Source organism: Streptomyces sp. NPDC002911, from assembly GCF_053591835.1.
Genome location: NZ_JBSFUO010000006.1, coordinates 24,133 through 49,885 on the forward strand (window position 1 = coordinate 24,133; position 25,753 = coordinate 49,885).

Here is a 25,753-nt window from a genome sequence, read left to right on the forward strand (position 1 = left end):
GCCTTCCGGTGCCACGCCCGATGCGTAGGTCAGTACACGAACCGTCAGTGCATGAGAGCGTCATCCATCTCGGTCTGCCAGTACGTGACGGCCAGCGTGCTGTCCACGTAGACCTCCTCGCCCAGCGGCACGCTCACGGTGCCGCCCGCCGATCCCGCGTCCACGTTCTGGAAGCCGACCTCCAGGTCGGTGGTGGAGTAGCCGTCGGTGCCGCTGCCGTCGGCGGACGAGGTCCTGATGCCGGCGTAGGCGGACTGGCCGGGGGACAGGGTGACGACGGCCTGGGGCTGGCTCTCCTCGATGACCGGCGGGACGGACTGCGCCTCGCCGAAGCGCAGGGTCGGGTAGTAGTAGGCGTTGCAGGCCGTCGAACCGGTGTTGGTCACCGTGAGCAGCATGTGGTTGACGGGGCGCGGGACGCTCGTGATCGCGAGCTCGGTGTTCGCATCGGTGCAGGCGTCGCTGACCGGCTTCTGCTGCTTCGACGCAGGCTTCGCATCGGTGGAACCGGAATCCTTGGCGGTGCCCGATCCGGAACCGGTGGTACCAGCGGTGCCGGCGCCACCGGCCGTCTCCTTGCCCGTGTCGGACGCCGGGGCCTCCGACGTGCCGGAGGCCGGCTCCTGGGCGGCAGCGGCCTCCCCGTCGAACGCCGCCGGGGCGGGCTCACCGCTCTGGCAGGCGGTGAGGGACAGGGCGGCGATCAGCGCGGCGGTGCCGAGGACGGAGGTGCGGGCGGCGCGGCGGAAGCGAAGGTTACGCATGAGAGTTTCTCCCCGTTGGAAGTGGTCGGTGCCCGGGGCGCCGTTTGGCGCCCTGCGGTGCGGGCGGGTGTACTGGTCACTGACGTGCGATCAGAGGCGCTACAGGAGGGTGATGACGACTGCGATGCAGGCGATCAGCACTCCCGTGGCGACCGCGTCGGTCAGGCTGAGTTCAGGTCGAGTACGCACGGCGGCTCCCGGGACGGGTAAGGGTGGGATGTACGAGTCGCGGGGAATCGCCGCGGTGTGTTCACAACCATTCCCGACCCGGATTTCCGTGGCAACGGCTGCCAGGGCATGCGGGACGCTGGAACGCTCATATGCCCTCTGACCTGCGCGAATATCACCTGCCTGGGACGCCGTTCCGGGAAGGAACAGAAGGGAACGGTCGGGGTGGGTACAGAGATCCAGGACTTCGCGGCGCTGCTGAGAGGGCTGAAGGACCGGTCCGGTCTCAGCTACGGGGCGCTCGCCCAGAAGCTGCACATGAGCACCTCGACCGTGCACCGCTACTGCAACGGCGATGCCGTTCCCCACGACTACGCACCCGTCGAGCGTTTCGCGCGGGTGTGCCGGGCGTCGTCCGACGAGTTGATGGCCCTGCACCGCAAGTGGATCCTGGCCGACGAGGCGAAGAGGCGGGCGGCGCGGAAGCCGGAGGCGGGTCAAGCGGTCGCCGCCCCTGATCCAGCCGCGCCTGAAGAGCCTGAAGTGTTCGAAGCTCCGACCACATCAAAAGCGCCGGGCGCCCCTGCGACCCCTGCCCTGCCCCCCACACCCGAGCAGACCGAAGCGGAAGCGCGGGCACGAGCAGAAGCGGAGTCCCCGGAAGGGACTGGAGCGGGCTCCGCGACGGGCCCTGCGACGGGGCCCGTCACCGAGGACGTGACTCCCGAGGGCTCCCGGTCAGGTGCCGTTTCTCCTCCCCGCCGCCGTATCACCGGGCGGCTGCGCGTCCTGCTCACCGCCGTGGCGGTGGTGGCCCTCACCGTGCCCGCGGCCCTCGCCGTACATGTCCTCGGCGACGACGGGCCGGCTGACGGCGACGGGCGGACGGACGCGGCACCCAGTCACGCGCAGGCTGTCCCCAGCGGCCGAGTGAGTGGGCACGGGACCGGGAAGCCGAGCAGGAGGGCCAGTGCCAGTGCTTCGGCATCGGCATCGGCGTCGGCGTCGGCAGGGGCTTCGGCGTCGGCGGGGAGCGGCTCCACCGCCAAGCCCTCGCCGTCCGCCAAGGGGCCGGTGAGCGGCAGCGCCGTGCCCGTGAGCGCGACCATCAGTTCATACAACTGGGAATCGCCCTGCGGGCAGTACTACCTGCTCCACCAGGACCCGGACGACGTCCCGAAGCCCCCGGACCCGCAGGACTCGCGGAGCTGGGCGCGGGCGCGCGGCGGGGTGGACGGTGGAGACCTGAAGCTGGAAGTCACCGTCCAGGGCCTTTCGGCCGAGGCCGTCGTGCTGAAGGAACTGAACGTCCGGATCGTGGGCCGCAACCCGGCGCTCGACCGGAGCGCGTACTCGATGGGCGAGGGGTGCGGGAGCGGAATCACCCCGCAGTCCTTCGCGATCGACCTCGACGACGGCTTGCCCCTGGCGAAGCCCGTCGCGGGGAAGCAGGGCGATACGGTGGTCCCGGCGACGGCATTCCCGTACCAGGTGAGTTCCACGGACGTGGAGGTGTTCCGCATCGACGCTCACGTGGAGGAACACGACGTGGCCTGGTACCTGGAACTGCAGTGGACCAGCGGCGAGCAGAGCGGGGTGCTGCGCATCGACGACGGGGGCCGGCCCTTCCGTACGAGCAGCCTCTCCGGCCGGCCGTCGTACTCCTATCAGTGGGACACGGCGCAGTGGGAGCTGCGGGAGCAGTGACGGAGGGGATGACGCGGCGGCCCGTCCGTTCGCCGGTCACACGCGGCGTGCTGCTTCGAGCCGTCCGGTATCGGACTTTTGGGCGTCTCACTCATAGGTCGCCGGTGGTTGAGCTGGCTGAAAACTGGCGGGCGGCGTGAAGTGTTGATGCGTTAAAGGGTGTGCGTCTCCGTCATATTGATGCCCCATCTTTTCCAAATCTGCGCATTCGGCTGTGCTGGGCGGTGAATGACGCACCGTTTACCACGGCGGTTTCCGCACGTACGGGATTCGCGCCAAATTCGGGTCATGAGCTGACTGCGCAGTCAGTCATATTTTCTTGCCAGGCTTGATGGTTAGCATGAGCCAGTACTCGGTTGGAAGATCACCGTCCCCTTCGGCGACGGCCTTCACGACCTGCGGCCGTCGTGTGTCGGCCGTCCTGTTTCTCCTGTTGTTACGGACCGAGGGACCGCGGAATGCCAGTGCCTGCACCGCCCAGTCAGCACCGATCGCCGAAGGTGCCGCACACCTCGCCGGCCGTCCCCTTGACCGCGTTGGCGGTGAGTGCTGCGGCTGCCGGTGCAGCGGTCGCCCTGGCGCCGTCCGACGCCCGTATCTGGACGCTGACCGTGACCGCCGCCGCCTGGGTGTGCGTGGCCGTCGCCGTCCTTGCCGCCCGTCGGCTCGTCCAGCGTGCGGGGCGCACAGTCGCCGCGCAGGAGGTGGAGAACGGCGGTCTCAAGACGCAGGCGGCGTGGCTGTCCGCGGAGACCGCGCACCTGGTCAACGTGACGCTGCCCGCCGTGGCCAAGCGGCTGCAGGACGGCACGAGCGTCGCCGACGCGCTGGGCAGCGCCCCGGTGCCGGCAGACCCGCAGCTGCGCCGGCTCACGCACACCTTCGCCACCGCACTCGAGGAGGGCGCGCAGCACGCGGCCGCCCTGGACGGCGAGCTCCGACAGGCCCGGCACGAGCTGAGCCAGATGAAGACCGAGATGGAACGGGTCGCGCAGGAGGTGCTGCCCGCCGCGGTCGCCCAACTGCGCGAGGGCCGGTCCGCCGCCACGGTGCTCTCCGGACTCGACATGCCGCTGCTGCCCCTGATCCGCACCCCGGCCGAAACCGTCATCCGCGAACTCGCCCGCAGCGAGCGGCGCGCCGCCGCTGCGCAAGCCGCCTCGGCCAAGGCGCTCGGCCGTGTCCAGGCCAAGGCCGTCAGCATGCTCGCCGACCTACGGGAGATGCAGGAACGTCACGGCGAGGAGGTCTTCGGCGACCTGCTGAAGCTGGACCACGGCACCTCCCAGCTCGGCCTGATGACCGACCGGCTGGCGCTGCTCATGGGCGGCCGGTCCAGCCGTGCCTGGAACAAGCCGATCGTGATGGAAAGCATCCTGCGCGGCGCCGTCGGCCGCATCGCCGCCTACCAGCGGGTGCGACTGCACTGCTCCACCACCGCCGCGATCGCCGGCTTCGCCGCCGAAGGCGTCATGCACCTGCTCGCCGAGCTGATGGACAACGCCGCGAACTTCTCCCCGCCCATCGACGTGGTGAACGTCTACGTCGAGCAGCGCAGCGCAGGCATCGTCGTCACCATCGAGGACAGCGGTCTGAAGATGGCCGGCGCGGCGATGCGCCGCGCCGAGGAGGCCGTGGCCGGCCGCATGACCGACCTTGCGTCGCTGCAGGGCACCCGGCTCGGCCTCACCGTGGTCGGACGACTCGCGGTGAAGCACGGCATCAGCGTCAACTACCGCCCCTCGTCACACGGTGGTACCGGCGTCGTCGTCCTGTTGCCCCCGCAACTGCTCGCTCAGCAGCGTGACTCGGCACCACGCGAGGCGTCCCGCCGCCCGGCCGCCGTGGCCGTGACCACGCCAGGCCCCGCCCCCGCCGCGCCGGCGGCCCCGGTTCCGACGACCGGCGTCGCCCCGCACCCCGCCGTCGCGGAGCGTCCCGCCGTCCGGCCGGAGCTGCCCGAACAGGGACGGGACCGCAAACCCGCCGTCTCCACGCCGAACGGACTGCCCGTCCGTCCCCCCGGCCGCACCATGGCCGAGGCGGAGCAGGAGCGCGAGCAGCGTCGGCTGGCGTCCGAGGCGGCGGACAGCGGCCCGCCGAAGCAGCGCCAGGCACGCGACGCGGGTTCGCGGTTCGGCGCCTTCCATCGCGGACGCCAGTCCGGAAGCGGCACCGCCGGCCCTGGTGCCCGGCCCGGGTCCGAACCGCCGGCCGCCCCGTAGCCCGACGTGCTTCCCGTATGCGCCCGAGGTCCTGGGCGCACACTTTCCCGCTCGAGTTCGTGAGATTGGAGGAACGGGCCGGTGACCGGTCAGCCGGGCACCACCGTCCCGTCACCCAGCATGCAGACCACCGACAACACCCTCACCTGGCTCCTGCAGAGCCTTGTGGAGCGCACACCCGGCACACGGCACGCCTTGGTCCTGTCGCGGGACGGCCTGAAGTTGTGCTGGACCGAGCACCTGACGCTCGACCGGGCCGACCAGCTGGCGGCGATCTGCTCCGGCATCCAGGCCCTCGCCCAGGGCGCGTCCATGGAGTTCGGCGACGGGACCGGCGGCGTCCGGCACTCCATGACCGAGTTCCACGGCGGCCTGCTGTTCATCGTGGGAGCCGGCGAAGGGGCGCACCTGGCGGTCGTCGCCGAGGAGGACGCCGACCCCGGCGTGGTGGGCCATCAGATGACGGAGCTGGTCGAGCAGATCGGCGAGCATCTGCGAGCCGAGCCCCGACACCTCGTCCGAGAAAGTCCCGCATCGTGATACGCAAGCCCGTGGACACCGGTGACCCCGACCGGCTCTACACGGTCACGGGCGGGCGGAGTCGCGCCGACGACTTCTTCGACCTGGTCACCCTCGTCGTCAGCGAGTGCCGGCCCACGTCGGGAATGCAGTCGGAGCACGCCCGGACTCTGGAGTTGTGCCAGCACCCGACGGCTGTGGTCGAGATCGCCGCGGAGCTGAAACTGCCGATCACGGTGGTGCGGATCCTGCTCGGCGACCTGCTCGACATGGGCCGCATCACCGCCCGCCACCCGCCTGCGGCGCGGTCCGCCGCCTCGCTCCCCGATTCCGACCTTCTCAAGGAGGTGCTCCATGGGCTCCGCAATCTCTGAGCTGCCCTCCCACCGCACGCCCCTGGCCGACGCGGCGGAGACCGGCCTGAAGATCGTCGTCGTGGGCGGATTCGGTGTCGGCAAGACAACCCTGGTCCGTTCGGTGAGCGAGATCCGGCCGCTGAACACCGAGGAGGTGATGACGCAGGCAGGCGTCGGCGTCGACGAGACCGGCGGCGTGGCGGCGAAGACGACCACGACGGTGGCGTTCGACTTCGGGCGGATCAGTCTCAACGAACGCATGGTGCTGTACATGTTCGGCGCGCCGGGCCAGGAACGCTTCTGGTTCCTGTGGGACAGGCTCTTCTCCGGCACCCTGGGCGCGGTGGTGCTCGTGGACACGCGCCGGATGAACGACTCCTGGTACGCGATAGACCGGCTGGAGCACCACCGGACGCCGTTCGTGGTGGCCGTCAACCGCTTCGACGACGCCGCCACCCGGCACTCCCTGGACGAGATCCGACAGGCGCTCGCGCTGCCTGAGCACGTACCGATGGTCGACTGCGACGCGCGGGTCAGGGAGTCCGGCAAGGACGTGCTGATCACCCTCGTGGACCACCTCTACGAAATGGCCATGGCCCAGGAGGCGACACCGTGACCGACCCCGGTTCCTCTTCCGCGAACCCGGCTCCGCCGGGCTGCCCCGCTCACGCCGCCGACGTGTTGCGCCTGGGAGGGCTCGAGTACCAGCAGACCCCGTCGCAGCTGTACCGCGCGCTGCGCCGGGAGCACGGCGCGGTCGCGCCGGTGCTGCTCGACGGGGACATCCCGGCCTGGCTGGTGCTCGGCTATGCCGAGGTCACGTACGTGACCGACCACGACGAGCTGTTCGCTCGGGACTCCCGGCGCTGGCACCAGTGGGAGAACATCCCGCCGGACTGGCCGCTGCTGCCGTTCGTCGGGTACCAGCCGTCGGTGCTGTTCACCGAGGGCGACGAGCACCGGCGGCGCGCCGGGGTGATCACTCAGGCGCTGGAGGAGGTCGACCAGTTCGAGCTGGCCCGTGACTGCCACCTGATCGCCGACCAGCTCATCGCCGATTTCGCGGGCAGCGGCCGGGCGGAGCTCATGTCCGGTTTCGCGCACGCCCTGCCGATGCGGGCCGTGGTGCAGCTGTGCGGGATGCCCACCTCGGGCGCGGACACCCTTCAGCTCGTCGACGACCTGCGGATCTCGCTGGACGCGGCGGCGGGCGACGACCCGGTGGCTGCGTACGCGCGCGTGGGCGAGCGGCTGCGGCAGCTGGTGAAGGACAAGCGGGCCAACCCCGGTCCGGACATCACGTCACACATGCTGCTGCACCCGGCGGGGCTGACGGACGAGGAGGTCGTCCAGGACCTGACCGCGGTGATCGCCGCGGCACAGCAGCCGACGGCGAACTGGATCTGCAACACGCTGCGGCTGCTGCTGACGGACGAGCGGTTCGCCCTGAACGTGTCGGGCGGCCGGCTCAGCGTGGGTGAGGCGCTCAACGAGACGCTGTGGCTGGACACGCCGACGCAGAATTACATAGGGCGCTGGGCCGTGCGGGACACTCAGCTCGGCGGGCGGCAGATCCGGGCCGGTGACTGCCTGGTGCTGGGGCTGGCCGGGGCCAACACCGATCCGCAGATCTGGCCGGAGGCACACGTGGGCGCGGAGAACGCCGCGCACCTGTCGTTCAGCAACGGCGAGCACCGCTGCCCCTATCCGGCCCCGCTGCTGGCGGACGTGATGGCGCGGACGGCGGTCGAGACGCTGCTGGAGCGGCTGCCGGACCTGGTGCTGGCGGTGGAGCCGGAGGAGCTGACCTGGCGTCCGTCGATCTGGATGCGAGGGCTGACAGCGCTCCCGGTGCAGTTCACGCCGGTGGTGCAGTAGGCCGGGCACGTGGGCCCCCGGCGGGGGCCCACCACCTCGGCCGTGGCGTGGTCAGGCTGTCGCGGGGGTGAAGCGCACCGGCAGGGCCTGCGGTCCGCGGGTGAAGACGCCCTCCTCGACGGGGTCGAAGCCGTCGGCGAGGCGCACGTCGGGCATGGCGTCGAGCAGATGGTTGACGCCGGTCTCGACCTCGGCCTTGGCGAGCAGGGCGCCGACGCAGAAATGGCGGCCGAGCGCGAAGGCGAGGTGGTCGGCGGCGGCGGAGAAGGCGGTCGTGGTGGTGAGGTCGTCGCGGAAGATGTCGAATCGGTCGGGGTCGAGGTAGCGGTTCTCGTCCCGGTTGGCGGCGCCGATCAGGCAGGTGACGGTGGCGCCCGGGGGGATGGTGCCGCTGCTGAGCGTCACCTCGGTCGCGGACTGCCGCATGATCATATGAACGGGCGGGGTGTAGCGCAGGGTCTCGGCGAAGGCCCGCGGGATCAGACTGCGGTCCGCGCGGACGGCGGCGAGCTGGTCGGGGTGGAGCAGCAGGTTCGTGAAGATGCCGGCGATCGCCTTGTCGGTGGTCTCGCCGCCGGCGGCGAGCAGCAGGCTGCAGAACGCCTTGATGTCCTCGTCGCTCATCCGCACGCCGTCGACCTCGGCGGCGCACAGCGTGGACAGCAGGTCATCGCCCGGGTTCTCACGGCGTGCACGGATGATCGGCAGCATGTACTCGGCGAACTCGACGCGGGTCCGTTCTCCTGCCGAGGCCACCGCGGGATCGCCCGAGAGATTGCCGAGGAAGGCGATGACAACCGTGTACCAGCGGTGGAAGCGGGTGTGGTCGGCCTTGTCGAGGCCCAGCATGTCGGCGATGACGTTGACCGGGAAGCGGGTGGCATAGTCAGCGACCAGGTCGGCGGAGCCGGTGTGCCGGAAGGTGTCGACGAGTTCGCGCGAGTTGCGCTCGATGACCGGCAGGAACTTCTCCCGCAGGTCGCTGCCGCGGAAGGCGGGGGCGACGAGGGCGCGGCGCACGGCGTGGTCACGGCCGCTGAGCTGGAGGATCGTCTTCCCGTGCACGGGCTCGAGCTGCCAGTCGTAGTTGTCGGTGGTGAACTCGCTGCTCTTGTCCTTGAAGACGCGCTCGACGTCCTCGTAGCGCGAGATGATGTAACTCTGTGTGGCTTCGTGCCAGACGAGGGGCGCGGTTTCGCGCATCGCACGGTAGGCCGCATAGGGATCCGCTGCGAACTCGGGCGAAAGAATATCGGGCACGTGCTGCGCGGTGGACATGGGACTCCCTCGGATCAGCAGCTGATCTACCGCTCCAGGCTATTGATCAACCGCCGGACGGGACAGCCCCGTCGGCGCCCCTGTTGGCCGAAAACCGCCCTCGGCCGACGTATCTGACGGCGACCGGTGTCCGGTTCACCGCCCTGGCCGGCGTCCGGGTTCGTGTCGCCGGATGACCGTGTCGCGGACGGCCCCGCAACCCACCGATGAGGTGTGATGCGGGGCCGTCCGCCGTCCGTGAAAGGTCAGAGCCGCTCGGGCGTCCTGATGCCGAGCAGTTTCATGCCCTGGTGCAGGGTGCGGGCGGTGAGCTCGACGAGGAACAGCCGGTTCTCGACGACCTCTGGCGCGTTGTCCGGGCTGAGCACCTGGCACTGGTCGTAGAACGTGGTCAGGTGCGAGGCCAGCTGGTAGAGGTACGCGGCCAGCTTGTGCGGCTCGTACCCTTCGGCGACCTCGGCCAGGACCTCGCCGAACTGGTCCAGGTGCAGGCCCAGCGCGCGCTCGGCCGGGGCCAGGTCCAGTTCCGGATGCGCGGCGGGCTTCGCGTCGCCCGCGTTGCGCATGATCGACCGGATCCGCGCGTACGCGTACTGGAGGTAGACCGACGTGTCGCCGTGCAGCGCCACCATCTGGTCCAGGTCGAACTTGTAGTCCCGCACGGCGGAGGTCGACAGGTCCGCGTACTTCACGGCGCCGACGCCGACGTACCGGCCGTTCCCGACGATCTCGTCCTCGGTCAGGCCCACCTTCTCGGCCTTTCCCCGGACCACCGCGGTGGCCCGCTCGACCGCCTCGTCCAGGAGGTCCTCCAGCCGGACGGTGGTGCCCTCACGGGTCTTGAACGGCTTGCCGTCCTTGCCGAGGACCGTGCCGAAGGCCAGCTGGTGCGCCTTGACGTCCTCGTTCAGCCAGCCGGCGCGGCGGGCGGTCTCGAAGACCATCTTGAAGTGCAGGGACTGCCGGGCGTCCACGACGTAGAGCAGGGTGTCGGCCTTGAGGTTCTGGACGCGGTCGCGGATCGCGGAGAGGTCGGTCGCCGCGTAGCCGTAGCCGCCGTTCGTCTTCTTGACGATCAGCGGGACCGGGTTGCCGTCCGGGCCCTTCACATCGTCGAAGAACACGCACAGCGCGCCCTCGGAGCGGACGGCGACGCCCGTCTCCTCCAGGATCCGGCAGGTCTCCTCGAGCATGTCGTTGTACCCGGACTCGCCGACGATGTCGGGGTCGTCGATCTCCATGTCGAGCTTGTTGAAGACGGAGTAGAAGTAGATCTTCGACTCGTCGACGAAGCGCTGCCAGTGCGCCAGCGTCTCCGGGTCACCGGCCTGGAGGGCGACGACCCGGTCACGGGAGCGTGCCTTGAACTCCTCGTCGGAGTCGAACAGGACCCGTGACGCCTTGTAGACGCGGTTCAGCGACGACATCGCCGCCTCGCCGTCCGCTTCCCCGCCTTCGTGCTGCAGCTCGCCCGGGTGCTCGAAGAGGTACTGGATGAGCATGCCGAACTGGGTGCCCCAGTCGCCGATGTGGTGGCGCCGGACGACGGTCTCCCCGGTGAATTCGAGGATCTGGACCATCGCGTCACCGATGACCGCCGACCGCAGGTGGCCGACGTGCATCTCCTTGGCCACATTCGGCTGGGCGTAGTCGATGACGGTCGTGCCCGCGGCGGACTTCAACGGGACACCGAGCCGGTCGGCGTCGGCGGCCCGCTCGGCGAGCGTCCGGATGATCGCCCCGTCGGTGAGCGTGACGTTCAGGAAGCCGGGGCCGGACACCTCGATGTCCTTGATCAGGTCACCCGCCGGAAGGGCCGCAGTGACCTTGGATGCCAGGTCGCGCGGGTTGCCCTTGAGCTTCTTGGCGAGGGCGAGGATGCCGTTGGCCTGGAAGTCGGCCCGGTCGCTTCGGCGCAGCAGCGGGTCCGCGGTGCCGGCCTCCGGCAGAGCTGCCGTCAGGGCGTCCGCCAGCTGCTGCTGGAGCGTGGAAGCGAGGGAAGGGACCGAAGCCATGAGCCGGCTGCCGTTTCGGTAGAGGACAAGGATCACCCCAGTATCCCACGGGGCGTAAAGCCGTTTTCGCGCTGCGGTCGGTACCTGGGAGAATGGGCGTGCCCCCCGTGGGCGTCCCCTGCGAGTCCTACACGAGAGAAGGACGTGCCGACCGTGGCTTCGAGTCAGAGCAGCACCGAGACCGACTGGGTCTCCCGCTTCGCGGACGATGTCATCGCCGAATCGGAGCGACGTGCGCCTGGCAAACCGGTCGTCGTCGCCTCCGGCCTGTCCCCGTCGGGCCCGATCCACCTGGGCAACCTCCGCGAGGTCATGACCCCGCACCTCGTCGCCGACGAGATCCGCCGCCGCGGTCACACCGTGCGGCACCTGATCTCCTGGGACGACTACGACCGCTACCGCAAGGTGCCGGAGGGCATCGAGGGCGTCGACAAGAAGGCCTGGGAGGCGCACATCGGCAAGCCGCTGACGTCCGTGCCCGCCCCGGCCGGGTCGGCGTATCCGAACTGGGCCGAGCACTTCAAGGCCGCGATGACCCAGGCGCTGGACGAGCTCGGCGTGGAGTACGACGGGATCAGCCAGACCGAGCAGTACCTGGCGGGTACGTATCGCGAGCAGATCCTGCACGCGATGAAGCACCGCGGCGACATCGACGACGTCCTGGACCGCTACCGCACCAAGAAGGACGGGGCGGCGGGCCCCAAGGGCGGGAAGCCGCAGCAGAAGAAGGTCGACGAGGCCGAGCTGGAGGCCGCGGAGGGCTCCGGCGCTGCCGACGAGGACGACGGCAGCAGCGGCTCCGCGGGCTACTTCCCGTACAAGCCCTACTGCGGCAACTGCGAGAAGGATTTCACCGTCGTCACGTCCTACGACGACGACTCGACCGAGCTGAACTACACCTGCTCGGCCTGTGGCTTCGCCGAAACGGTCCGCCTCAACGAGTTCAACCGCGGCAAGCTCGTCTGGAAGGTCGACTGGCCGATGCGCTGGGCCTACGAGGGCGTGATCTTCGAGCCCAGCGGCGTGGACCACTCCTCGCCCGGCTCCTCGTTCGTCGTCGGCGGCCAGATCGTGCGCGAGATCTTCGACGGTGTCCAGCCGATCGGGCCGATGTACGCGTTCGTCGGGATCTCCGGCATGGCGAAGATGTCCTCCAGCAAGGGCGGCGTGCCGACCCCGGCCGACGCCCTCAAGATCATGGAGGTGCCGCTGCTGCGCTGGCTGTACGCGCGCCGCAAGCCCAACCAGTCCTTCAAGATCGCCTTCGACCAGGAGATCCAGCGGCTGTACGACGAGTGGGACTCTCTGGCCCGCAAGGTCGCCGACGGGTCGGTGCTGTCCGCCGACGCCGCCGCCTACGCGCGGGCCGTCGGCACGGCCGCCGGTGAGCTGCCCGGCACCGCGCGTCCGCTGCCCTACCGCACGCTCGCCTCGGTCGCCGACATCACGGCCGGTGCGGAGGACCAGACGCTGCGCATCCTCAGCGAGCTGGACCCGGAGAACCCGCTGACCTCGCTCGACGAGGCGCGGCCCCGGCTCGACCGCGCCGAGAGCTGGATCACCACCCAGGTCCCGGCCGAGGCCCGCACCATCGTCCGCGACGAGCCGGACAAGGAGCTGCTCGGCTCCCTGGACGAGCGGGGCCGCGAGTCGCTACGGCTGCTGCTGGAAGGGCTCGACTCGCACTGGTCGCTGGACGGGCTGACCACGCTCGTCTACGGCGTACCGAAGGTGCTGGAGGGCCTGGAGCCCGACGCCAAGCCGACGCCCGAGCTGAAGGTGGCCCAGCGCTCCTTCTTCGCGCTGCTGTACCGGCTGCTCGTCGGCCGGGACACCGGGCCCCGCCTGCCCACGCTGCTCCTGGCGGTCGGGGCGGACCGGGTGCGGACGCTGCTCGGGGCGTAGCACCACCAGGGCGAGAACGGGCGGGCCGCCCAGCGGCCCGCCCGTTTCCTCTGTCCGTCTGCGACTCCGCCCTAGGCGATGTGGTCCGCGGCCATCTCGCTGTCGAAGCGCTGCTTGAAGCCGGGCAGCAGCCGGCGGAGCAGAGCGGTGCTGCGCGGGTGGTGGACGTTGTGGACGTCCGAGAGGGTGATGTCGAGCGCCTCGGCACTCGGGTGGGTCTGGTGCTGGTGTGTGTACTCGGCGTACGCCGCGTACGCGAGCTTGCTGAACCGGGCCTCGTCCTCGGCCCATTCGGCCTCCTGCTGCCCGTCGGGTTCCGGCTCCTGCTGCTCGTCGGGCGCCGGTGAACCGTTGCGCGGGTGGGGGAACCCGTCGATCGTGCCCACGTTGCCGAGCGGGCGGGTCCGGCCGCCCGGGCCGGACGGGATCATCACCGGGGGGTGCTCCGTGCCCTCGTCGTACGCCGGGTCGTACGCCGGGTCGTACGCCGGGTCGTACGAGCCCTCGTACGCCTCGTCCGGCACCTTGGGGGACGCGAACCAGGGGCTGACGTGCGAGCCGGGGCCTTCCTCGGGGTACTGCTGCTGAGCGTTTCGCTGCTGGTGCTGCCGCTGGTCGTACGGGGCGGTCTGTTCCCGCTGCGGGTCCTGCTCCTGCTGCTCCTGCTCCTGCTGCTCCTGCTGTTCCTGCGGCTGCGGGACGTACGGGAGTTGGGGGTGCTGCTCGGTCTTCACGGCTGCGGGGGCCGGCGGCAGCAGGGCCGGCTCGATGCCCGCGGCGGCGAGGCCGGCCGGGGCGGTCTCCGCGAGCGGGACACCGTACTTCGCCAGACGCAGCGGCATCATCGACTCGACGGGCGCCTTGCGGCGCCAGTTGCGGCCGAAGCGGGCCTGGAGGCGGGCCTGGTAGATCAGCCGGTCCTGTTCGAGCTTGATGACCTGCTCGTAACTGCGCAGCTCCCACAGCTTCATCCGGCGCCACAGCTTGAACGTGGGGATGGGGGAGAGAAGCCAGCGGGTGAGGCGGACGCCCTCCATGTGCTTGTCGGCGGTGATGTCCGCGATCCGGCCCACCGCGTGCCGTGCCGCCTCGACGGCGACGACGAACAGGATGGGGATCACCGCGTGCATGCCGGTGCCCAGCGGGTCGGGCCAGGCGGCGGCGCCGTTGAAGGCGATCGTCGCCGCGGTCAGCAGCCATGCGGTCTGACGCAGCAGCGGGAAGGGTATCCGCATCCAGGTCAGCAGCAGGTCCAGCGCGAGCAGGACGCAGATGCCCGCGTCGATGCCGATCGGGAAGACGACCGAGAACTCGCCGAAGCCCTTCTCCTCCGCGAGTTCACGCACGGCTGCGTACGATCCCGCGAAACCGATCGCCGCGATGAGCACGGCGCCGGCGACGACGACCCCGATGAGTACGCGGTGTGTGCGTGTCAGCTGCATTGCGGCCACCCGCGATCCCCTCCCGACTTCGACGAACCGGCTCCACTTCGGCACCCGGCGCGGGCACAGCCTGGCACATGCCGGCCGGGTGTGTTGCGTGGGGAGGGGCCGAAACCCGGTACTCGTGGGAGCACCGGGCTTCGGTAAGGCGTTTCCGGGCCGGGGAGTTCACGCTCCCGCCGGCATCGGGTCAGGACTCGGCGCCGGCCTTCGCGGACGACTTGGCGGACGACGTGTCCGACGCCTTGTCCGACGCGGAGGACGACGCGGAGGACGACGCCTTGGCGGAAGGGGAGGCCGAGGACTTGTCGGCGCCGACCGCGGCGACGGCTTCCTCGGCGGCCTTCTGGGCACCCTTGAGGATGTCCGCGGCGGAGGGCGTCCTGGCGCCCGCGAACCCGGCCCCGTTGTAGGTGACGTTGACGACGACGTTCTCCGTGCGGGCCACGATCGTCGCGTACTCGAAGTCCTCGCTCGATTTGGCGAGGCCGTACGTGACGGACGTGGCCTGCTCACCGAGACCGGTGGCGGGCTTGGCCGCGGCTTTTTCGGCGCCCTCGGCCGCCTGCGCCTTGGCGACCTGCTTCGTGTACTCGTCGGTCGCGCGCTTCGCACCGCTGCCCATGGACTGGTCCGAGTCGAAGCGGGTGAAGCCGACGTCGAGCCAGCGGTACTGCGAGCCCTTCACGCCGTTGTCGTCCAGGCCGTTCCAGGAGCAGCCGCCGCGGCTCGCGGAGTCGCTGGACTTGCCGGGGGTGCCGCCCTTGTTCTTGGTCTTCGGGACCAGGTCCTCGATCGTCTTCTTGCCGATCGACGTACAGGCGTCGGGCAGCGCGTCGAACTTCGCGGGCTCGACGGTCGGCTCGGTCTTCTTCGCACTCGGGGAGGCCGAGGAGTCCGAGGCCTTCGCGTCGCCGGAGTCCGACGAGCAGCCGGCGACGACGAGCATCACCGGAACGGCGGCGCAGGCGAGTATGCGGGACAGTCGCGGGGCTGATCGGTGCATGATTCCTTCACTCGGACGGCACGGCGGTCTCGGTCGTGCGGACGGTCGGGCGGTGCAGCGGTCGGTACGTCGGTCGGGGGCCACGGTACGACGGACCGCGACCGTATGCCGCCTTCGGCCGGAAGCCCCGAGGTGTGCCAGAGGTCCCGGCCGTGCCCCCTCGGGGGCCGGCTAGTCGCTGAGGGTCTCGGCCAGTTTCCGTGCCAGGGCCTGGGCCTTCTCCTGCAGTTCCCTGCTGTCCGGGACCTCGGTGACGCGGGCCGGCTGCTCGGTGTACCGGACGGTCACGATGACGTTCGATGTGCGGAATACCACGCTCACGGTGCGGTGCTGTGCGGTGGAGCCCGCCCGGGTGAGCGCATCGTCCAGGAAAGCGGCGTCCCCGAGCTCGTCGAGCAGTCGCGGCCGGAGGTCCTCTTCGGGGTCGACCGCCGTGGTGCTGCCGGACGGGTCGGCCGAGGACGTGGCGGAGGCTGTGCCGCCCGGGGAGCCGGACGGCGTGGCACCGGGCGACGCGGAGGCCGATCCGCTGGGCTTCTCGCTGGGGGTGGCCCCCGCCGCTGTGGGGAGGGCAGCGGCGTCCTCCCTCTTCGTGTACACCTCCTGGGCGCGGTCGTCGTCGCTCACCGCGGGGTCGTACGACACGACGCGTTCGAAGTCGATGGACAGATTCCGGGAGGCGTCCGGGGCGTCCGACTTCCAGCGGCAGCCGACCTTGCGGTCGGTGTCGTAGGTGACGGTGGCCGTGCCCTCGTACACCTTCTCCTGCTGCTCCTCCGGCAGGTCGGCGGTGCCGGGCAGCAGGTCCTTGAGGGTGGAACGCGGTACGGCACGGCAGGATTCGGGCAGCGTCCGGTACTTCCCGGGAGGCGCGGCCGTGACCGTCGGGCTGCCCGGCTTGCTGTCGGCGGCGGGGTCGTCGGCGTCGGAGCCGGCGCTGCAGCCGGCGACGACCGCTGCGAGAAGCGCGACGCCGGGTACGTACGCCATGTGTCGCACGGTCCCAGGCTCCCTTCGGTACGAAAACGGGTTGCCGCTCGATAGCGGCCGATGGACACAATGTCTATCGCACGTGCCGCTGTGAATGCCGGTCGGCCGACCTTTATGCCGACCTCGCCACCGGTTTTGCACTTTCAGTCTTTTCGGGGGAATCGAGGGGTTATGTCGTATGTAGAGATACCGGGTGCGCAGGTTCCCATTCGTATGTGGGCGGATCCGGCGTCGGTCGAGGACGTCGCGATGCGGCAGCTGCGGAACGTGTCCACGCTGCCCTGGATCAAGGGCCTCGCGGTCATGCCGGACGTCCACTTCGGCAAGGGTGCGACCGTCGGCTCGGTGATCGCGATGCACGGCGCCGTCTGCCCGGCCGCGGTGGGCGTGGACATCGGCTGCGGGATGTCGGCGGTGAGGACGTCGCTCACGGCCGACGACCTGCCGGGCGACCTCTCGCGTCTCCGGTCGAAGATCGAGCAGGCGATTCCGGTGGGCCGGGGGATGCACGACGACACGGTCGACCCGGGGAAGCTCCACGGCTTCCCGACCAGCGGCTGGGACGATTTCTGGTCGCGGTTCGACGGGATCGCCGATGCGGTCAAATTCCGTCAGGAGCGTGCCACCAAGCAGATGGGGACCCTGGGAAGCGGAAACCACTTCATCGAGTTCTGTCTCGACGAGGCCGGATCGGCGTGGCTGATGCTGCACTCCGGCTCCCGGAACATCGGCAAGGAACTCGCCGACTTCCACATCGGGCAGGCTCAGAAGCTTCCGCACAACCAGGGGCTGGTCGACCGTGACCTGGCGGTCTTCATCGCCGACACCCCGCAGATGGCGGCGTACCGCAACGACCTGTTCTGGGCTCAGGAGTACGCCGGGTACAACCGCTCGATCATGATGGGCCTCTTCCAGGACGTGGTCCGCAAGGAATTCAAGAAGGCCAGGGTCACGTTCGAGCCGGTCATCTCCTGCCACCACAACTACGTGGCGGAGGAGCGGTACGACGGCATGGACCTGCTGGTCACCCGCAAGGGCGCGATCCGGGCGGGGTCGGGGGAGTTCGGGATCATTCCCGGGTCCATGGGGACCGGCTCGTACATCGTGAAGGGCCTCGGCAACGCGAAGTCGTTCAACTCCGCCTCGCACGGTGCGGGCCGGAGGATGAGCAGGAACGCGGCCAAGCGGAAGTTCTCGACGCAGGACCTGGAGGACCAGACGCGGGGTGTGGAGTGCCGCAAGGACTCCGGCGTCGTGGACGAGATCCCTGCGGCGTACAAGCCGATCGAGCAGGTCATCGACCAGCAGCGGGACCTCGTCCAGGTCGTCGCGAAGCTCAAGCAGGTCGTGTGCGTGAAGGGCTGAGTCGGCTCCGTCCCACCGGATGATTCAGAGGGTGCGGTGGACCTTCGAGTTGGAGGCCTGGGCGCGGGGGCGGACCACCAGGAGATCGATGTTGACGTGGCTGGGGCGCGTGACGGCCCAGGTGATCGTGTCGGCCACGTCGTCGGCGGAGAGCGGTGCGTCGACGCCCGCGTAGACCTTGGCGGCCTTCTCGGTGTCCCCGCGGAAGCGGGTGGTGGCGAACTCCTCGGTCCTGACCATGCCGGGGGCGACCTCGATCACCCGGACCGGCGTGCCGACGATCTCCAGCCGGAGGGTCTCCGCCAGCACGTGCTCGCCGTGTTTGGCGGCGACGTAACCGCCACCGCCCTCGTAGGTGGAGAGGCCGGCCGTCGAGGAGAGGATCACGATCGTGCCGTCCCCGCTCGCGGTGAGAGCGGGGAGCAGGGCCTGGGTGACGTTGAGCGTGCCGATGACGTTGGTCTCGTACATCTGGCGCCAGTCGGCCGGGTCGCCCGTGGCGACGGGGTCGGCGCCCAGTGCTCCGCCGGCGTTGTTGACCAGGACGGCCAAGGACCGGAACGCGGTGGCGAACTCGTCGACCGCCGCGCGGTCCGTGACGTCCAGGGGGTAGGCCGTCGCCTGGTGGCCCGCTTCGGCGAGCTCGGCGGCCAGGGCCTCTATGCGGTCCTTGCGGCGTGCGGTGAGCACCACGCGGTATCCGGCGGCGGCCAGCTGCCTGGCGGTCGCGGCGCCGATGCCGCTGCTCGCACCGGTGATGACGGCGATGGGGGTGGCGGCCATGCGAACTCCTCGGACAGCTGATCGGTACGTGGCCAGGATAGGCGGGCGCTCCGTCGCTCCGGACGGGGTGGGTTCAGTGGTTGCGGGGTGCGTACATGATCAACGCCATGCCGGCCAGGCAGATCAGCGCTCCGGTCACGTCCCAGCGGTCCGGGCGGTAGCCGTCGGCGACCATGCCCCAGGCGATCGAACCCGCGACGAACACTCCGCCGTACGCCGCGAGGATGCGGCCGAAGTCACCGTCCGGCTGGAGGGTGGCCACGAAGCCGTACGCGCCGAGGGCGATGACGCCCGCGCCGATCCAGATCCAGCCGCGGTGCTCGCGCACCCCCTGCCAGACGAGCCAGGCGCCCCCGATCTCGAAGAGGGCGGCTACGACGAAGAGGGCGACGGAACGGGCGAGGAGCATGGGGGCAGCGTGCCACGCGGGCGCGGTGGGCCGTGCGAGTGGGGGAGGCGTGCGAACCAGCCGTCATGCAGGGACGTCTCGTGGGTCATCGGTATGTTCCGGCGCATGCGAGTGATGCGTGGAGCAGTGCTGAAGGTGGCCGCCGCTGCGGCAGTGGCTGTCGTGGGGGGCCCGGGGCTGTCCGCCGTGGCCGAACCGGCAGCGCGGGGGATCGCGCCGGAGGCGGACGTGTTCCACCACGGACGCGTCTCGCTCGGCGAGGAGCGGATCGAGGTCCAGCTGCGTACCGGGAACCGGGGGCCGTCACCACTCGCGGACGCCACCGTGCGGCTGCGCTTCTCCGTCCCCCTCGTGGCCGGGCAGCGACTGCCCGAGGCCTGTCTGCGCAGCGGCAGCCGGACGGTGCTGTGCGGGACCGGTCCGCTGAGCGTGGCCGGGGAGGCGCGGCGCATCAGCCTCGGCCTGCGCCTCGTGGGCAGACCGGCCGAGGTCGTGGTGCGGGTGGACACCGTGTGGAACGGCGGTGCGAGCGACCGGAACCGGCGGAACGACACGCACGAGGTGCCGGCCCTCTCCACAGGTGACGCCTCCGTCTTCTGAGTCCGGGGCCGGGTGGCCTCTCAGGCCGTGGGCGCCTGGCTTCCCGCCCCGCCGAATTCGCGTACGGCCTCCGCCACGACGGCTTCGAGGCGGGCGTGGTGGGCGCCCCGCCAGTACACCCGGCCGCAGGCGGTGCACTGCGCGAACACGTCGTAGGCCGCCTGCGTGCCCTGCTCCAGGTGGGAGCGCACGGAGTCCTTGTCCGCCTCCGCGAGCTCTCCGTTGCAGGCGGTGCAGCGGGTCCACGGCACGAGCACGGGGGCGAAGCGGCCCAGGACGTCGCGGAGCTGCTCCTCGGGCCGGTCGCTGTAGACGTACGCCCCCGCCCAGATCTCCCTGCGCCTGAGCAGCCCCCGGTCGCGGGAGAGCATGACGCGTCGTTGCTCCGCCGAGAGGGCGGCGAGCGCCGGGTCGCCGATGTCCTCGCTCTCGTACGCGGCGTCCACACCCAGGAGCCGCAACCGCCGGGCGAGCGTGCCCAGATGTACGTCGAGCAGGAAACGCAGCGGTGCGCCCGGGACCTGCTGGGGGCGTCGTACCGCCCGCACCTCGACCAGTTCGCCCGCGCCGGGGATGTGCGACACGGGCACGGGGCGGCCGTCGACGAGGAGCTGTCCGGCCTCGGTGAGCGGAACACCGAGGGACTCCACGACGTGTCCGAGGGTCGAGGAGCCGTCCGTGGTGACGGCGGTGCGCCCTTGGCGGCGGTCGTGGGCGATGAAGAGCCGCAGTTCCGGGGCTACTTCGAGGGTGATCTCGGGTCCGTTCACCCGGTCAGGATGCCACTGTGCGGGACGCGTCGGCGAGGGGTTTCCGGCTGTGGCGGCCAGGGGCGCCGGCCCGGCCGCCGGCGGCCGGGGTCAGCGCCGCGCGGCGGCCTTCGAGGGCACGCCGACCGTGGCCGCGAAGTGCCTGACCAGGTGCGCCCGGTCGCCGTAGCCGAGATCGGCGGCGAGTTCCGCCCGGTCGGGCGCCGGCTCCGACCCGGCGTGCCGCAGCGCCTCGTGGGTGCGCTGGCGGAGGATGACCCACTTGGGTCCGGGCGGCAGGCCAGGGCTCGGAGCCGGACCCTGTCGTGGTGGCGGAGCTGGAGCCGGGGCCGGCCGCGACGGCCCCGCAGGCGCGGGGATGAAGGTGTTCGGCGAGCTGTTCCCCGTGTCGCCCGGGGCTACGGCCTTCGAGCGGCTGCCTCCCGCGACGGGCCGTGATCCGGGCCGGCGTCCGCCTCGCGGCTGACAGCGGGGGAGTCCGCGGCCGGGTGCGGGGTGGCAGGGTCGGCGTAGAGCCTGCCGAGGGCGGCGTACGCGCTGTCGACGACGGCCTCGGCCAGGACCAGTGCGTCGCGCGCCGCGAGACGGGCCGCCCGGCGGGTGTGCGGCGACGGCGGGTGCCGGCGCTGCCGCCGGCAGTCGACGACGGTGTACACCCCGCTCGCGACGACCACGGCCGGGACGGTCAGGGCCAGCAGCAGGTCATCCATGCGGGTGCCTCCTCGGGAGTCGTGCTCCTTGCATACCGTGCTCCTTGCATCGGCAGGCCCGGCGGTGCGGCTGGAGATCACTCTTCGGTCAATGAATGGCCGAAGGATGTCCCTCCGCCTCCGGTCGAGGTGTGTGCGCAGGGGCAGCGCGAACTCCTCGGTCCGCGCCGGCTGGGGGTGGTGGGGCGAGCTCCCTGGTCCGGTGCATCGCACCGCGCGAAACTGCCGGCCACGGTCCGCCGTCCACCGCTCCCGGCGGCCTCCTCCAGCGCCTCGACCGGTCCGAAAGCCCCCCGACCACCCGTCCAGGCTCCCCCGGGCTCGGATCGGGCGACACCGTCTTCCGTGGCCACCACGACCACACGCGGTTCATTTGCCGTCGTGTGCCATACGTTCCTGCACCCGAACGGAGGGGTGGAACGCGCACACGTGCCAGCTCTTACGGGGCGGCCCCGTCCTCCCCCGCCGCCCGGGCCGCCGCCCGGAGCACCTCGCCGCCGGGTCAGGGCCACACCAGGCAGTACGCCTGGTGTCCCGCGTCGTGCAGCCGGTGGGAGAAGTCCTGCCACTCGTGGAGCAGTTGGTAGACGTTGAACGCGTCGCGCGGGCCGCCGCGGTCCGGGACCGTGGACCAGATGAAGGCCGCCGCGCCGACCGATTCCTCGCCGACGTCCCGGAGCGGGTCGACCACCGTCATCGGCAGCTTGACCACCGCGTAGTCGGGGTGGAGCACGACCAGCTCCAGTGGAGGGACCTTGTTCAGGGGTATGCCCTGTATGCCGGTGAGGACCATGGCCGCCACCGTCTCGGGCTTGATCTTGCTGAACATGCCGCCCATGCCCAGCTCGTCGCCGCCCAGTTCCTCGGGGCGCATGGAAATAGGCACACGTGCGGCGGTCGCCCCGTCAGGGGCACCGAAGTACTTGTAGGTCACCCCCACCCGTCCACTGCTCCTGCTCTCCGAACCGTCGGCCCCACCGGCCCGCGCGTCACGTGCACGCTCGGCCTCGCGCTCCGCCCTGCGCCGGTGCCGCCCTCGCCGGGCAGGCTCGGGCCCCAGGTCGTCGGTCCCTTCGCCCACTCCGCCACCGCGATGCATATCTCATCCACCCGACTACTTCTTAGGAGACACAGCCCCGCCGCGCAACCCGATCATCGTCAGTGACCTCCCCCACGGGCGTGCGGTGAAACACCTGTCCGCAAGACCGCCGATGCCTCTGACACCATGGCATGTGTGAGCTTTCCCTATGACGCCCCAGTTTTGCAGACGCGAGGAGACTGACGCCCTTTCGTTGTACGCACCTCATACGGGAAGAGCGCGCTCCCTGCTCACCGGCGGCCGGGAAGTCCGGCCCGGCCCCTCGAACCTCGAATCGCAGATCAGGACCAAAGTGGCGTATTCATACGAAGCCCCAGTTTCGCAGACGCTTTTCGACCGTGCGTCCCTCGTGACGCCCGGCGGCGTGAACTCCCCCGTGCGGGCCTTCCGGGCCGTGGGCGGTACGCCCCGGTTCATGGTGTCCGGTACGGGCCCGTACCTCACCGACGCCGACGGCCGTGAGTATGTCGACCTCGTGTGTTCGTGGGGGCCGATGATCCTCGGCCACGCGCACCCTGAGGTCACCGCGGCCGTCCATGACGCCGTCGCCCGGGGTACCTCGTTCGGTACGCCGGGTGAGGGCGAGGTCGCGCTCGCCGAGGAGATCGTGGCCCGGATCGAGCCCGTGGAGCAGGTGCGGCTGGTGTCGTCCGGCACCGAGGCGACCATGTCCGCGATCCGCCTCGCCCGTGGTTTCACGGGGCGCGCCAAGGTCGTGAAGTTCGCCGGGTGCTACCACGGCCACGTCGACGCGCTGCTGGCCGCGGCCGGCTCGGGGGTCGCCACCTTCGGCCTGCCCGACACGCCCGGCGTGACCGGCGCCCAGGCGGGCGACACGATCGTGTTGCCGTACAACGACCTGGAGGCCGTGCGCGCCGCGTTCGCCGCGCAGCCGGGTGAGATCGCCTGCGTGATCACCGAGGCGTCGCCGGGCAACATGGGCGTCGTGCCGCCGCTGGACGGCTTCAACGCCGGGCTGAAGGAGATCTGCGCGGCCAACGGCGCGCTGTACATCTCCGACGAGGTGATGACCGGATTCCGTACGTCGAAGGCCGGCTGGTTCGGCATCGACGGGGTGCGGCCCGACCTGATGACCTTCGGCAAGGTCATGGGCGGCGGCTTCCCTGCCGCGGCCTTCGGCGGCCGGGCCGACGTGATGGCTCACCTGGCCCCCGCCGGTCCCGTCTACCAGGCGGGCACCCTCTCCGGGAACCCGGTCGCCACCGCGGCCGGGCTCGCCCAGTTGCGGCTGCTCGACGACACGGCGTACGCGAAGGTCGACGCGGTCTCCGCGGAGCTGCGCTCCCTGGTCGGCGAGGCGTTCGCCAAGGCGGGCGTCGCGCACACGGTGTCGGCGGCGAGCAACATGTTCTCCGTCTTCTTCACCGGCGAGCCCGTCCGGAACTACGAGGACGCGAAGAAGCAGGAAGCTTTCCGCTTCACCGCGTTCTTCCACTCGATGCTGGAACAGGGCGTGTATCTGCCGCCGTCCGCCTTCGAGTCCTGGTTCGTCTCCACGGCCCATGACGCGACGGCCCTGGAGCGGATCGCGGCGGCGCTGCCCACCGCCGCCCGTGCCGCGGCGGAGGCCGTCGCATGAGTGGGACCAGCGAGAGCACGGAGAAGGACATCACCGTCGTCCACCTGATGCGCCACGGTGAGGTGCACAACCCGGACGGCGTGCTCTACGGACGCCGCGCGGGCTACAGCCTGTCCGACCTCGGCCGCCGGATGGCCGACCGGGTCGCCGAGCACCTGGAGAAGCGCGACATCACGTATGTCGTGGCCTCCCCGCTGGAGCGCGCCCAGGAGACGGCCGCGCCGATCGCCACCTCGCACGGCGTGGGCCTGGCCACCGACGGGCGCCTCATCGAGGCCGCCAACGTCTTCGAGGGCAAGACCTTCGGGGTCGGCGACGGCGCGCTGCGCAGGCCCGAGAACTGGAAGCACCTCACCAACCCCTTCAAGCCGTCCTGGGGGGAGCCGTACATCGAGCAGGTCGTACGGATGATGGGCGCCCTGGACGCGGCGCGCGACGCCGCGCGCGGGCACGAGGCGGTCTGCGTCAGCCACCAGCTGCCGATCTGGATCGTGCGGAGCTTCGTGGAGCGGCGCAGGCTGTGGCACGACCCGCGCAAGCGGCAGTGCACGCTGGCCTCGCTGACGACGTTCACGTACCAGGGCGACGAGATCGTGTCCGTCGGGTACACCGAGCCCGCCCGGGACCTGGTGCCGGCGCATCTGCTCGCGGGTGCGAAGCCGGCCAAGGGGAAGTCCAAGGCGTTCGGGGCGTAGCCGTCCGTACGCCGCGCATCGAGCCCCGTGCGCCCCGCCGTCCTGTGTGTCGTGTGCAGCGCCTGCAAGGGGCTGTGCACGTCACAATTTTTGCGATTATCAGTGGAACCGTCGTGTTGTTTTCCTCATCTAGGCCATCGCCAGTTTGTATGGCATTGAGGTAATACGACAGCAGATGGGGAAGCTATGCGTGAAATCAACCGAAGAGGTCTGCTCGGGGCCGGACTCGGAGCCGCAGCCGCACTGTCGATGACCGGCTGCGGCTCCCTCGGCTCCTCGGACAACGGCAGGACGGATCCCGAGAAGGGCTCCAAGGGCGGTAAAGGGACGCACGGGAATGGCGGAGGCGCTCCCGGAAAACAGATCAGACTGATCGGCGACGGTTCCACGGCGGACACCGGCAAGCAGCCGAATCAGCCCGCCGCCCCCGTTCCGCTCGAACCCGGCCAGACGCCGCCGCAGTTCGTGATCTTTTCCTGGGACGGGGCAGGGGAGGTCGGCAACGGGCTCTTCCCTCGCTTTCTCGAACTCGCCGAGGAACACGACGCGGCGATGACTTTCTTCCTCTCCGGGGTCTATGTGCTTCCCGAGTCGAAGAAGTCCCTCTACCGCCCGCCCAACAACCCCCGGGGCGCCTCCGACATCGGCTATCTCACCGATGACCACGTCAAGCAGACCCTCACGTACGTACGCCAGGCCTGGCTCGACGGTCACGAGATCGGCACCCATTTCAACGGACACTTCTGCGCCGGTTCCGGTTCGGTCGGCGACTGGACGCCCGCGCAATGGCAGAGCGAGATCGATCAGGCGGTCTCGTTCGTCACCGAATGGCGGACGAACACCGGCTGGGAGGATCTCGACCCGCTGCCGTTCGACTACCGGAAGGAACTGGTCGGGAGCCGCACGCCCTGCCTGCTCGGCCAGGACAATCTGCTGCCCACCGCGAAGCAGCTGGGCTGGCGCTACGACGCGAGTTCGCCGGGCGGCCGTCAGGTGTGGCCCGTGAAACGCCAGGACGTCTGGGATCTTCCGTTGCAGGGTATTCCGTTCCCCGGTCACACCTTCGAAGTCCTCTCCATGGACTACAACATCCTCGCCAACCAGTCGAAGAACTCGACCAAAGGAATGCCGTCCCGCTATCCGGGGTGGCGCACCCAGGCCACTGAGGCGTATGTCGCCGGATTCGACCGCGCGTACGAGACGAATCGCGCGCCCTTCTATATCGGCAACCACTTCGAGGAGTGGAACGGCGGCATCTATATGGACGCCGTCGAGGACGCGCTCACACACATCGCGGGCAAGCCCGATGTGCGCCTCGTCTCCTTCCGGCAGTTCGTCGACTGGCTCGACGTACAGGATCCGGCGGTGCTGGCGAAGCTCCGTACGCTCCAGGTGGGACAGTCCCCCCAGGGCGGCTGGAACACCTTCTTTAAACAGGCCTGACAAGGGGCTTTACGGGCACCGAGGGG

23 protein-coding genes are annotated in these 25,753 nt (G+C 70.3%); 12 read left to right on the top strand and 11 right to left on the bottom strand.

The features are described from left to right. Positions 1-44 precede the first annotated feature (44 nt). A complete protein-coding gene (locus ACWD04_RS11570) occupies positions 45-764 on the bottom strand; it encodes a DUF4232 domain-containing protein (protein ID WP_451130610.1) in 720 nt (239 codons plus the stop codon). A 393-nt stretch (positions 765-1,157) separates the two neighbouring features. On the opposite strand from ACWD04_RS11570, the gene ACWD04_RS11575 reads away from it, so the two are divergent. The 6 genes from ACWD04_RS11575 to ACWD04_RS11600 all read left to right on the top strand — a co-directional run bounded on the left by ACWD04_RS11575 (position 1,158) and on the right by ACWD04_RS11600 (position 7,617). Next, positions 1,158-2,639 (top strand): helix-turn-helix domain-containing protein, encoded by a 1,482-nt coding sequence (locus ACWD04_RS11575; protein WP_451130612.1) that lies wholly within the window; start codon positions 1,158-1,160, stop codon positions 2,637-2,639. A gap of 458 nt (positions 2,640-3,097) precedes the next feature. Beyond that, a complete protein-coding gene (locus ACWD04_RS11580) occupies positions 3,098-4,864 on the top strand; it encodes an ATP-binding protein (RefSeq protein WP_451130614.1) in 1,767 nt (588 codons plus the stop codon). Between the two features lie 120 nt (positions 4,865-4,984). Next, the gene (locus ACWD04_RS11585; RefSeq protein ID WP_451131114.1) at positions 4,985-5,404 is read left to right on the top strand and encodes a roadblock/LC7 domain-containing protein; all 420 of its coding nucleotides are present in this window, start codon (positions 4,985-4,987) and stop codon (positions 5,402-5,404) included. Next, entirely contained in the window at positions 5,401-5,757 is a 357-nt protein-coding gene (locus ACWD04_RS11590) for a DUF742 domain-containing protein (RefSeq protein ID WP_451130616.1), read from the top strand. Before ACWD04_RS11585 ends, ACWD04_RS11590 begins: the two co-directional genes overlap by 4 nt. After that, on the top strand, positions 5,738-6,355 hold the full coding sequence (locus ACWD04_RS11595; protein ID WP_451130618.1) for a GTP-binding protein: 618 nt from the start codon (positions 5,738-5,740) through the stop codon (positions 6,353-6,355). The genes ACWD04_RS11590 and ACWD04_RS11595 overlap by 20 nt, the downstream gene beginning before the upstream one ends. Further along, positions 6,352-7,617: a cytochrome P450 gene (locus tag ACWD04_RS11600; RefSeq protein ID WP_451130620.1), complete on the top strand. Its 1,266-nt coding sequence runs from the start codon at positions 6,352-6,354 to the stop codon at positions 7,615-7,617. The genes ACWD04_RS11595 and ACWD04_RS11600 overlap by 4 nt, the downstream gene beginning before the upstream one ends. 51 nt (positions 7,618-7,668) lie before the next feature. Here ACWD04_RS11600 and ACWD04_RS11605 read toward each other — a convergent pair whose 3' ends face one another. Both ACWD04_RS11605 and argS read right to left on the bottom strand, forming a co-directional pair. Continuing rightward, the gene (locus ACWD04_RS11605) at positions 7,669-8,895 is read right to left on the bottom strand and encodes a cytochrome P450 (RefSeq protein WP_451130622.1); all 1,227 of its coding nucleotides are present in this window, start codon (positions 8,893-8,895) and stop codon (positions 7,669-7,671) included. Positions 8,896-9,140: 245 nt separating this feature from the next. Continuing rightward, a complete protein-coding gene (gene argS / locus ACWD04_RS11610) occupies positions 9,141-10,910 on the bottom strand; it encodes an arginine--tRNA ligase (protein WP_451130624.1) in 1,770 nt (589 codons plus the stop codon). A gap of 144 nt (positions 10,911-11,054) precedes the next feature. On the opposite strand from argS, the gene lysS reads away from it, so the two are divergent. After that, positions 11,055-12,815, top strand: coding sequence for a lysine--tRNA ligase (lysS, locus tag ACWD04_RS11615; RefSeq protein ID WP_451130626.1), 1,761 nt, complete (start codon positions 11,055-11,057; stop codon positions 12,813-12,815). A gap of 71 nt (positions 12,816-12,886) precedes the next feature. Here lysS and ACWD04_RS11620 read toward each other — a convergent pair whose 3' ends face one another. The 3 genes from ACWD04_RS11620 to ACWD04_RS11630 all read right to left on the bottom strand — a co-directional run bounded on the left by ACWD04_RS11620 (position 12,887) and on the right by ACWD04_RS11630 (position 16,253). Next, entirely contained in the window at positions 12,887-14,266 is a 1,380-nt protein-coding gene (locus ACWD04_RS11620; RefSeq protein ID WP_451130628.1) for a DUF2637 domain-containing protein, read from the bottom strand. A gap of 181 nt (positions 14,267-14,447) precedes the next feature. Further along, positions 14,448-15,263, bottom strand: coding sequence for a DUF3558 domain-containing protein (locus ACWD04_RS11625; protein WP_451130630.1), 816 nt, complete (start codon positions 15,261-15,263; stop codon positions 14,448-14,450). Positions 15,264-15,434: 171 nt separating this feature from the next. Beyond that, entirely contained in the window at positions 15,435-16,253 is an 819-nt protein-coding gene (locus tag ACWD04_RS11630; protein ID WP_451130632.1) for a DUF3558 domain-containing protein, read from the bottom strand. A 171-nt stretch (positions 16,254-16,424) separates the two neighbouring features. Here ACWD04_RS11630 and ACWD04_RS11635 point away from each other — a divergent pair, with 171 nt between their 5' ends. Beyond that, on the top strand, positions 16,425-17,618 hold the full coding sequence (locus ACWD04_RS11635) for an RtcB family protein (protein WP_451130634.1): 1,194 nt from the start codon (positions 16,425-16,427) through the stop codon (positions 17,616-17,618). Between the two features lie 24 nt (positions 17,619-17,642). On the opposite strand, the gene ACWD04_RS11640 is transcribed toward ACWD04_RS11635, so the two are convergent. Next, positions 17,643-18,401, bottom strand: coding sequence for an SDR family NAD(P)-dependent oxidoreductase (locus tag ACWD04_RS11640; RefSeq protein WP_451130636.1), 759 nt, complete (start codon positions 18,399-18,401; stop codon positions 17,643-17,645). Between the two features lie 73 nt (positions 18,402-18,474). After that, positions 18,475-18,810, bottom strand: coding sequence for a YnfA family protein (locus ACWD04_RS11645; protein ID WP_451130638.1), 336 nt, complete (start codon positions 18,808-18,810; stop codon positions 18,475-18,477). Positions 18,811-18,915: 105 nt separating this feature from the next. Here ACWD04_RS11645 and ACWD04_RS11650 point away from each other — a divergent pair, with 105 nt between their 5' ends. After that, positions 18,916-19,410, top strand: a complete 495-nt coding sequence (locus ACWD04_RS11650; RefSeq protein WP_451130640.1) for a hypothetical protein — start codon at positions 18,916-18,918, stop codon at positions 19,408-19,410. 20 nt (positions 19,411-19,430) lie between these two features. On the opposite strand, the gene ACWD04_RS11655 is transcribed toward ACWD04_RS11650, so the two are convergent. The 3 genes from ACWD04_RS11655 to ACWD04_RS11665 all read right to left on the bottom strand — a co-directional run bounded on the left by ACWD04_RS11655 (position 19,431) and on the right by ACWD04_RS11665 (position 21,989). Further along, positions 19,431-20,180 carry a Mut7-C RNAse domain-containing protein gene (locus ACWD04_RS11655; protein WP_451130642.1) on the bottom strand — a complete coding sequence of 250 codons (750 nt, stop codon included), beginning with the start codon at positions 20,178-20,180 and terminating at the stop codon, positions 19,431-19,433. A 398-nt stretch (positions 20,181-20,578) separates the two neighbouring features. After that, positions 20,579-20,890: a hypothetical protein gene (locus ACWD04_RS11660; protein ID WP_451130644.1), complete on the bottom strand. Its 312-nt coding sequence runs from the start codon at positions 20,888-20,890 to the stop codon at positions 20,579-20,581. 502 nt (positions 20,891-21,392) lie between these two features. Then, a complete protein-coding gene (locus ACWD04_RS11665) occupies positions 21,393-21,989 on the bottom strand; it encodes a hypothetical protein (RefSeq protein WP_451130646.1) in 597 nt (198 codons plus the stop codon). Positions 21,990-22,281: 292 nt separating this feature from the next. Between ACWD04_RS11665 and hemL the strand changes: the two genes are divergently transcribed. From hemL to ACWD04_RS11680, 3 genes are all read left to right on the top strand, one after another. Beyond that, positions 22,282-23,589: a glutamate-1-semialdehyde 2,1-aminomutase gene (gene hemL, locus ACWD04_RS11670; RefSeq protein ID WP_451130648.1), complete on the top strand. Its 1,308-nt coding sequence runs from the start codon at positions 22,282-22,284 to the stop codon at positions 23,587-23,589. Next, entirely contained in the window at positions 23,586-24,284 is a 699-nt protein-coding gene (locus ACWD04_RS11675) for a histidine phosphatase family protein (protein WP_451130650.1), read from the top strand. Before hemL ends, ACWD04_RS11675 begins: the two co-directional genes overlap by 4 nt. Positions 24,285-24,470: 186 nt before the next feature. Continuing rightward, positions 24,471-25,727, top strand: coding sequence for a hypothetical protein (locus ACWD04_RS11680; protein WP_451130652.1), 1,257 nt, complete (start codon positions 24,471-24,473; stop codon positions 25,725-25,727). Positions 25,728-25,753 lie beyond the last annotated feature (26 nt).

Excerpts from the sequence above, each read along its gene's own strand:
- argS (WP_451130624.1), bottom strand. The coding sequence starts at position 10,910 with ATGGCTTCGGTCCCTTCCCTCGCTTCCACGCTCCAGCAGCAGCTGGCG.
- ACWD04_RS11595 (WP_451130618.1), top strand. The coding sequence starts at position 5,738 with ATGGGCTCCGCAATCTCTGAGCTGCCCTCCCACCGCACGCCCCTGGCC.
- ACWD04_RS11635 (WP_451130634.1), top strand. The coding sequence starts at position 16,425 with ATGTCGTATGTAGAGATACCGGGTGCGCAGGTTCCCATTCGTATGTGG.
- ACWD04_RS11630 (WP_451130632.1), bottom strand. The coding sequence starts at position 16,253 with ATGGCGTACGTACCCGGCGTCGCGCTTCTCGCAGCGGTCGTCGCCGGC.
- ACWD04_RS11585 (WP_451131114.1), top strand. The coding sequence starts at position 4,985 with ATGCAGACCACCGACAACACCCTCACCTGGCTCCTGCAGAGCCTTGTG.
- ACWD04_RS11625 (WP_451130630.1), bottom strand. The coding sequence starts at position 15,263 with ATGCACCGATCAGCCCCGCGACTGTCCCGCATACTCGCCTGCGCCGCC.
- ACWD04_RS11570 (WP_451130610.1), bottom strand. The coding sequence starts at position 764 with ATGCGTAACCTTCGCTTCCGCCGCGCCGCCCGCACCTCCGTCCTCGGC.
- ACWD04_RS11605 (WP_451130622.1), bottom strand. The coding sequence starts at position 8,895 with ATGTCCACCGCGCAGCACGTGCCCGATATTCTTTCGCCCGAGTTCGCA.
- ACWD04_RS11675 (WP_451130650.1), top strand. The coding sequence starts at position 23,586 with ATGAGTGGGACCAGCGAGAGCACGGAGAAGGACATCACCGTCGTCCAC.
- ACWD04_RS11660 (WP_451130644.1), bottom strand. The coding sequence starts at position 20,890 with ATGGATGACCTGCTGCTGGCCCTGACCGTCCCGGCCGTGGTCGTCGCG.
- ACWD04_RS11680 (WP_451130652.1), top strand. The coding sequence starts at position 24,471 with ATGCGTGAAATCAACCGAAGAGGTCTGCTCGGGGCCGGACTCGGAGCC.
- ACWD04_RS11580 (WP_451130614.1), top strand. The coding sequence starts at position 3,098 with ATGCCAGTGCCTGCACCGCCCAGTCAGCACCGATCGCCGAAGGTGCCG.
- ACWD04_RS11640 (WP_451130636.1), bottom strand. The coding sequence starts at position 18,401 with ATGGCCGCCACCCCCATCGCCGTCATCACCGGTGCGAGCAGCGGCATC.
- ACWD04_RS11650 (WP_451130640.1), top strand. The coding sequence starts at position 18,916 with ATGCGAGTGATGCGTGGAGCAGTGCTGAAGGTGGCCGCCGCTGCGGCA.
- ACWD04_RS11645 (WP_451130638.1), bottom strand. The coding sequence starts at position 18,810 with ATGCTCCTCGCCCGTTCCGTCGCCCTCTTCGTCGTAGCCGCCCTCTTC.
- ACWD04_RS11665 (WP_451130646.1), bottom strand. The coding sequence starts at position 21,989 with ATGCATCGCGGTGGCGGAGTGGGCGAAGGGACCGACGACCTGGGGCCC.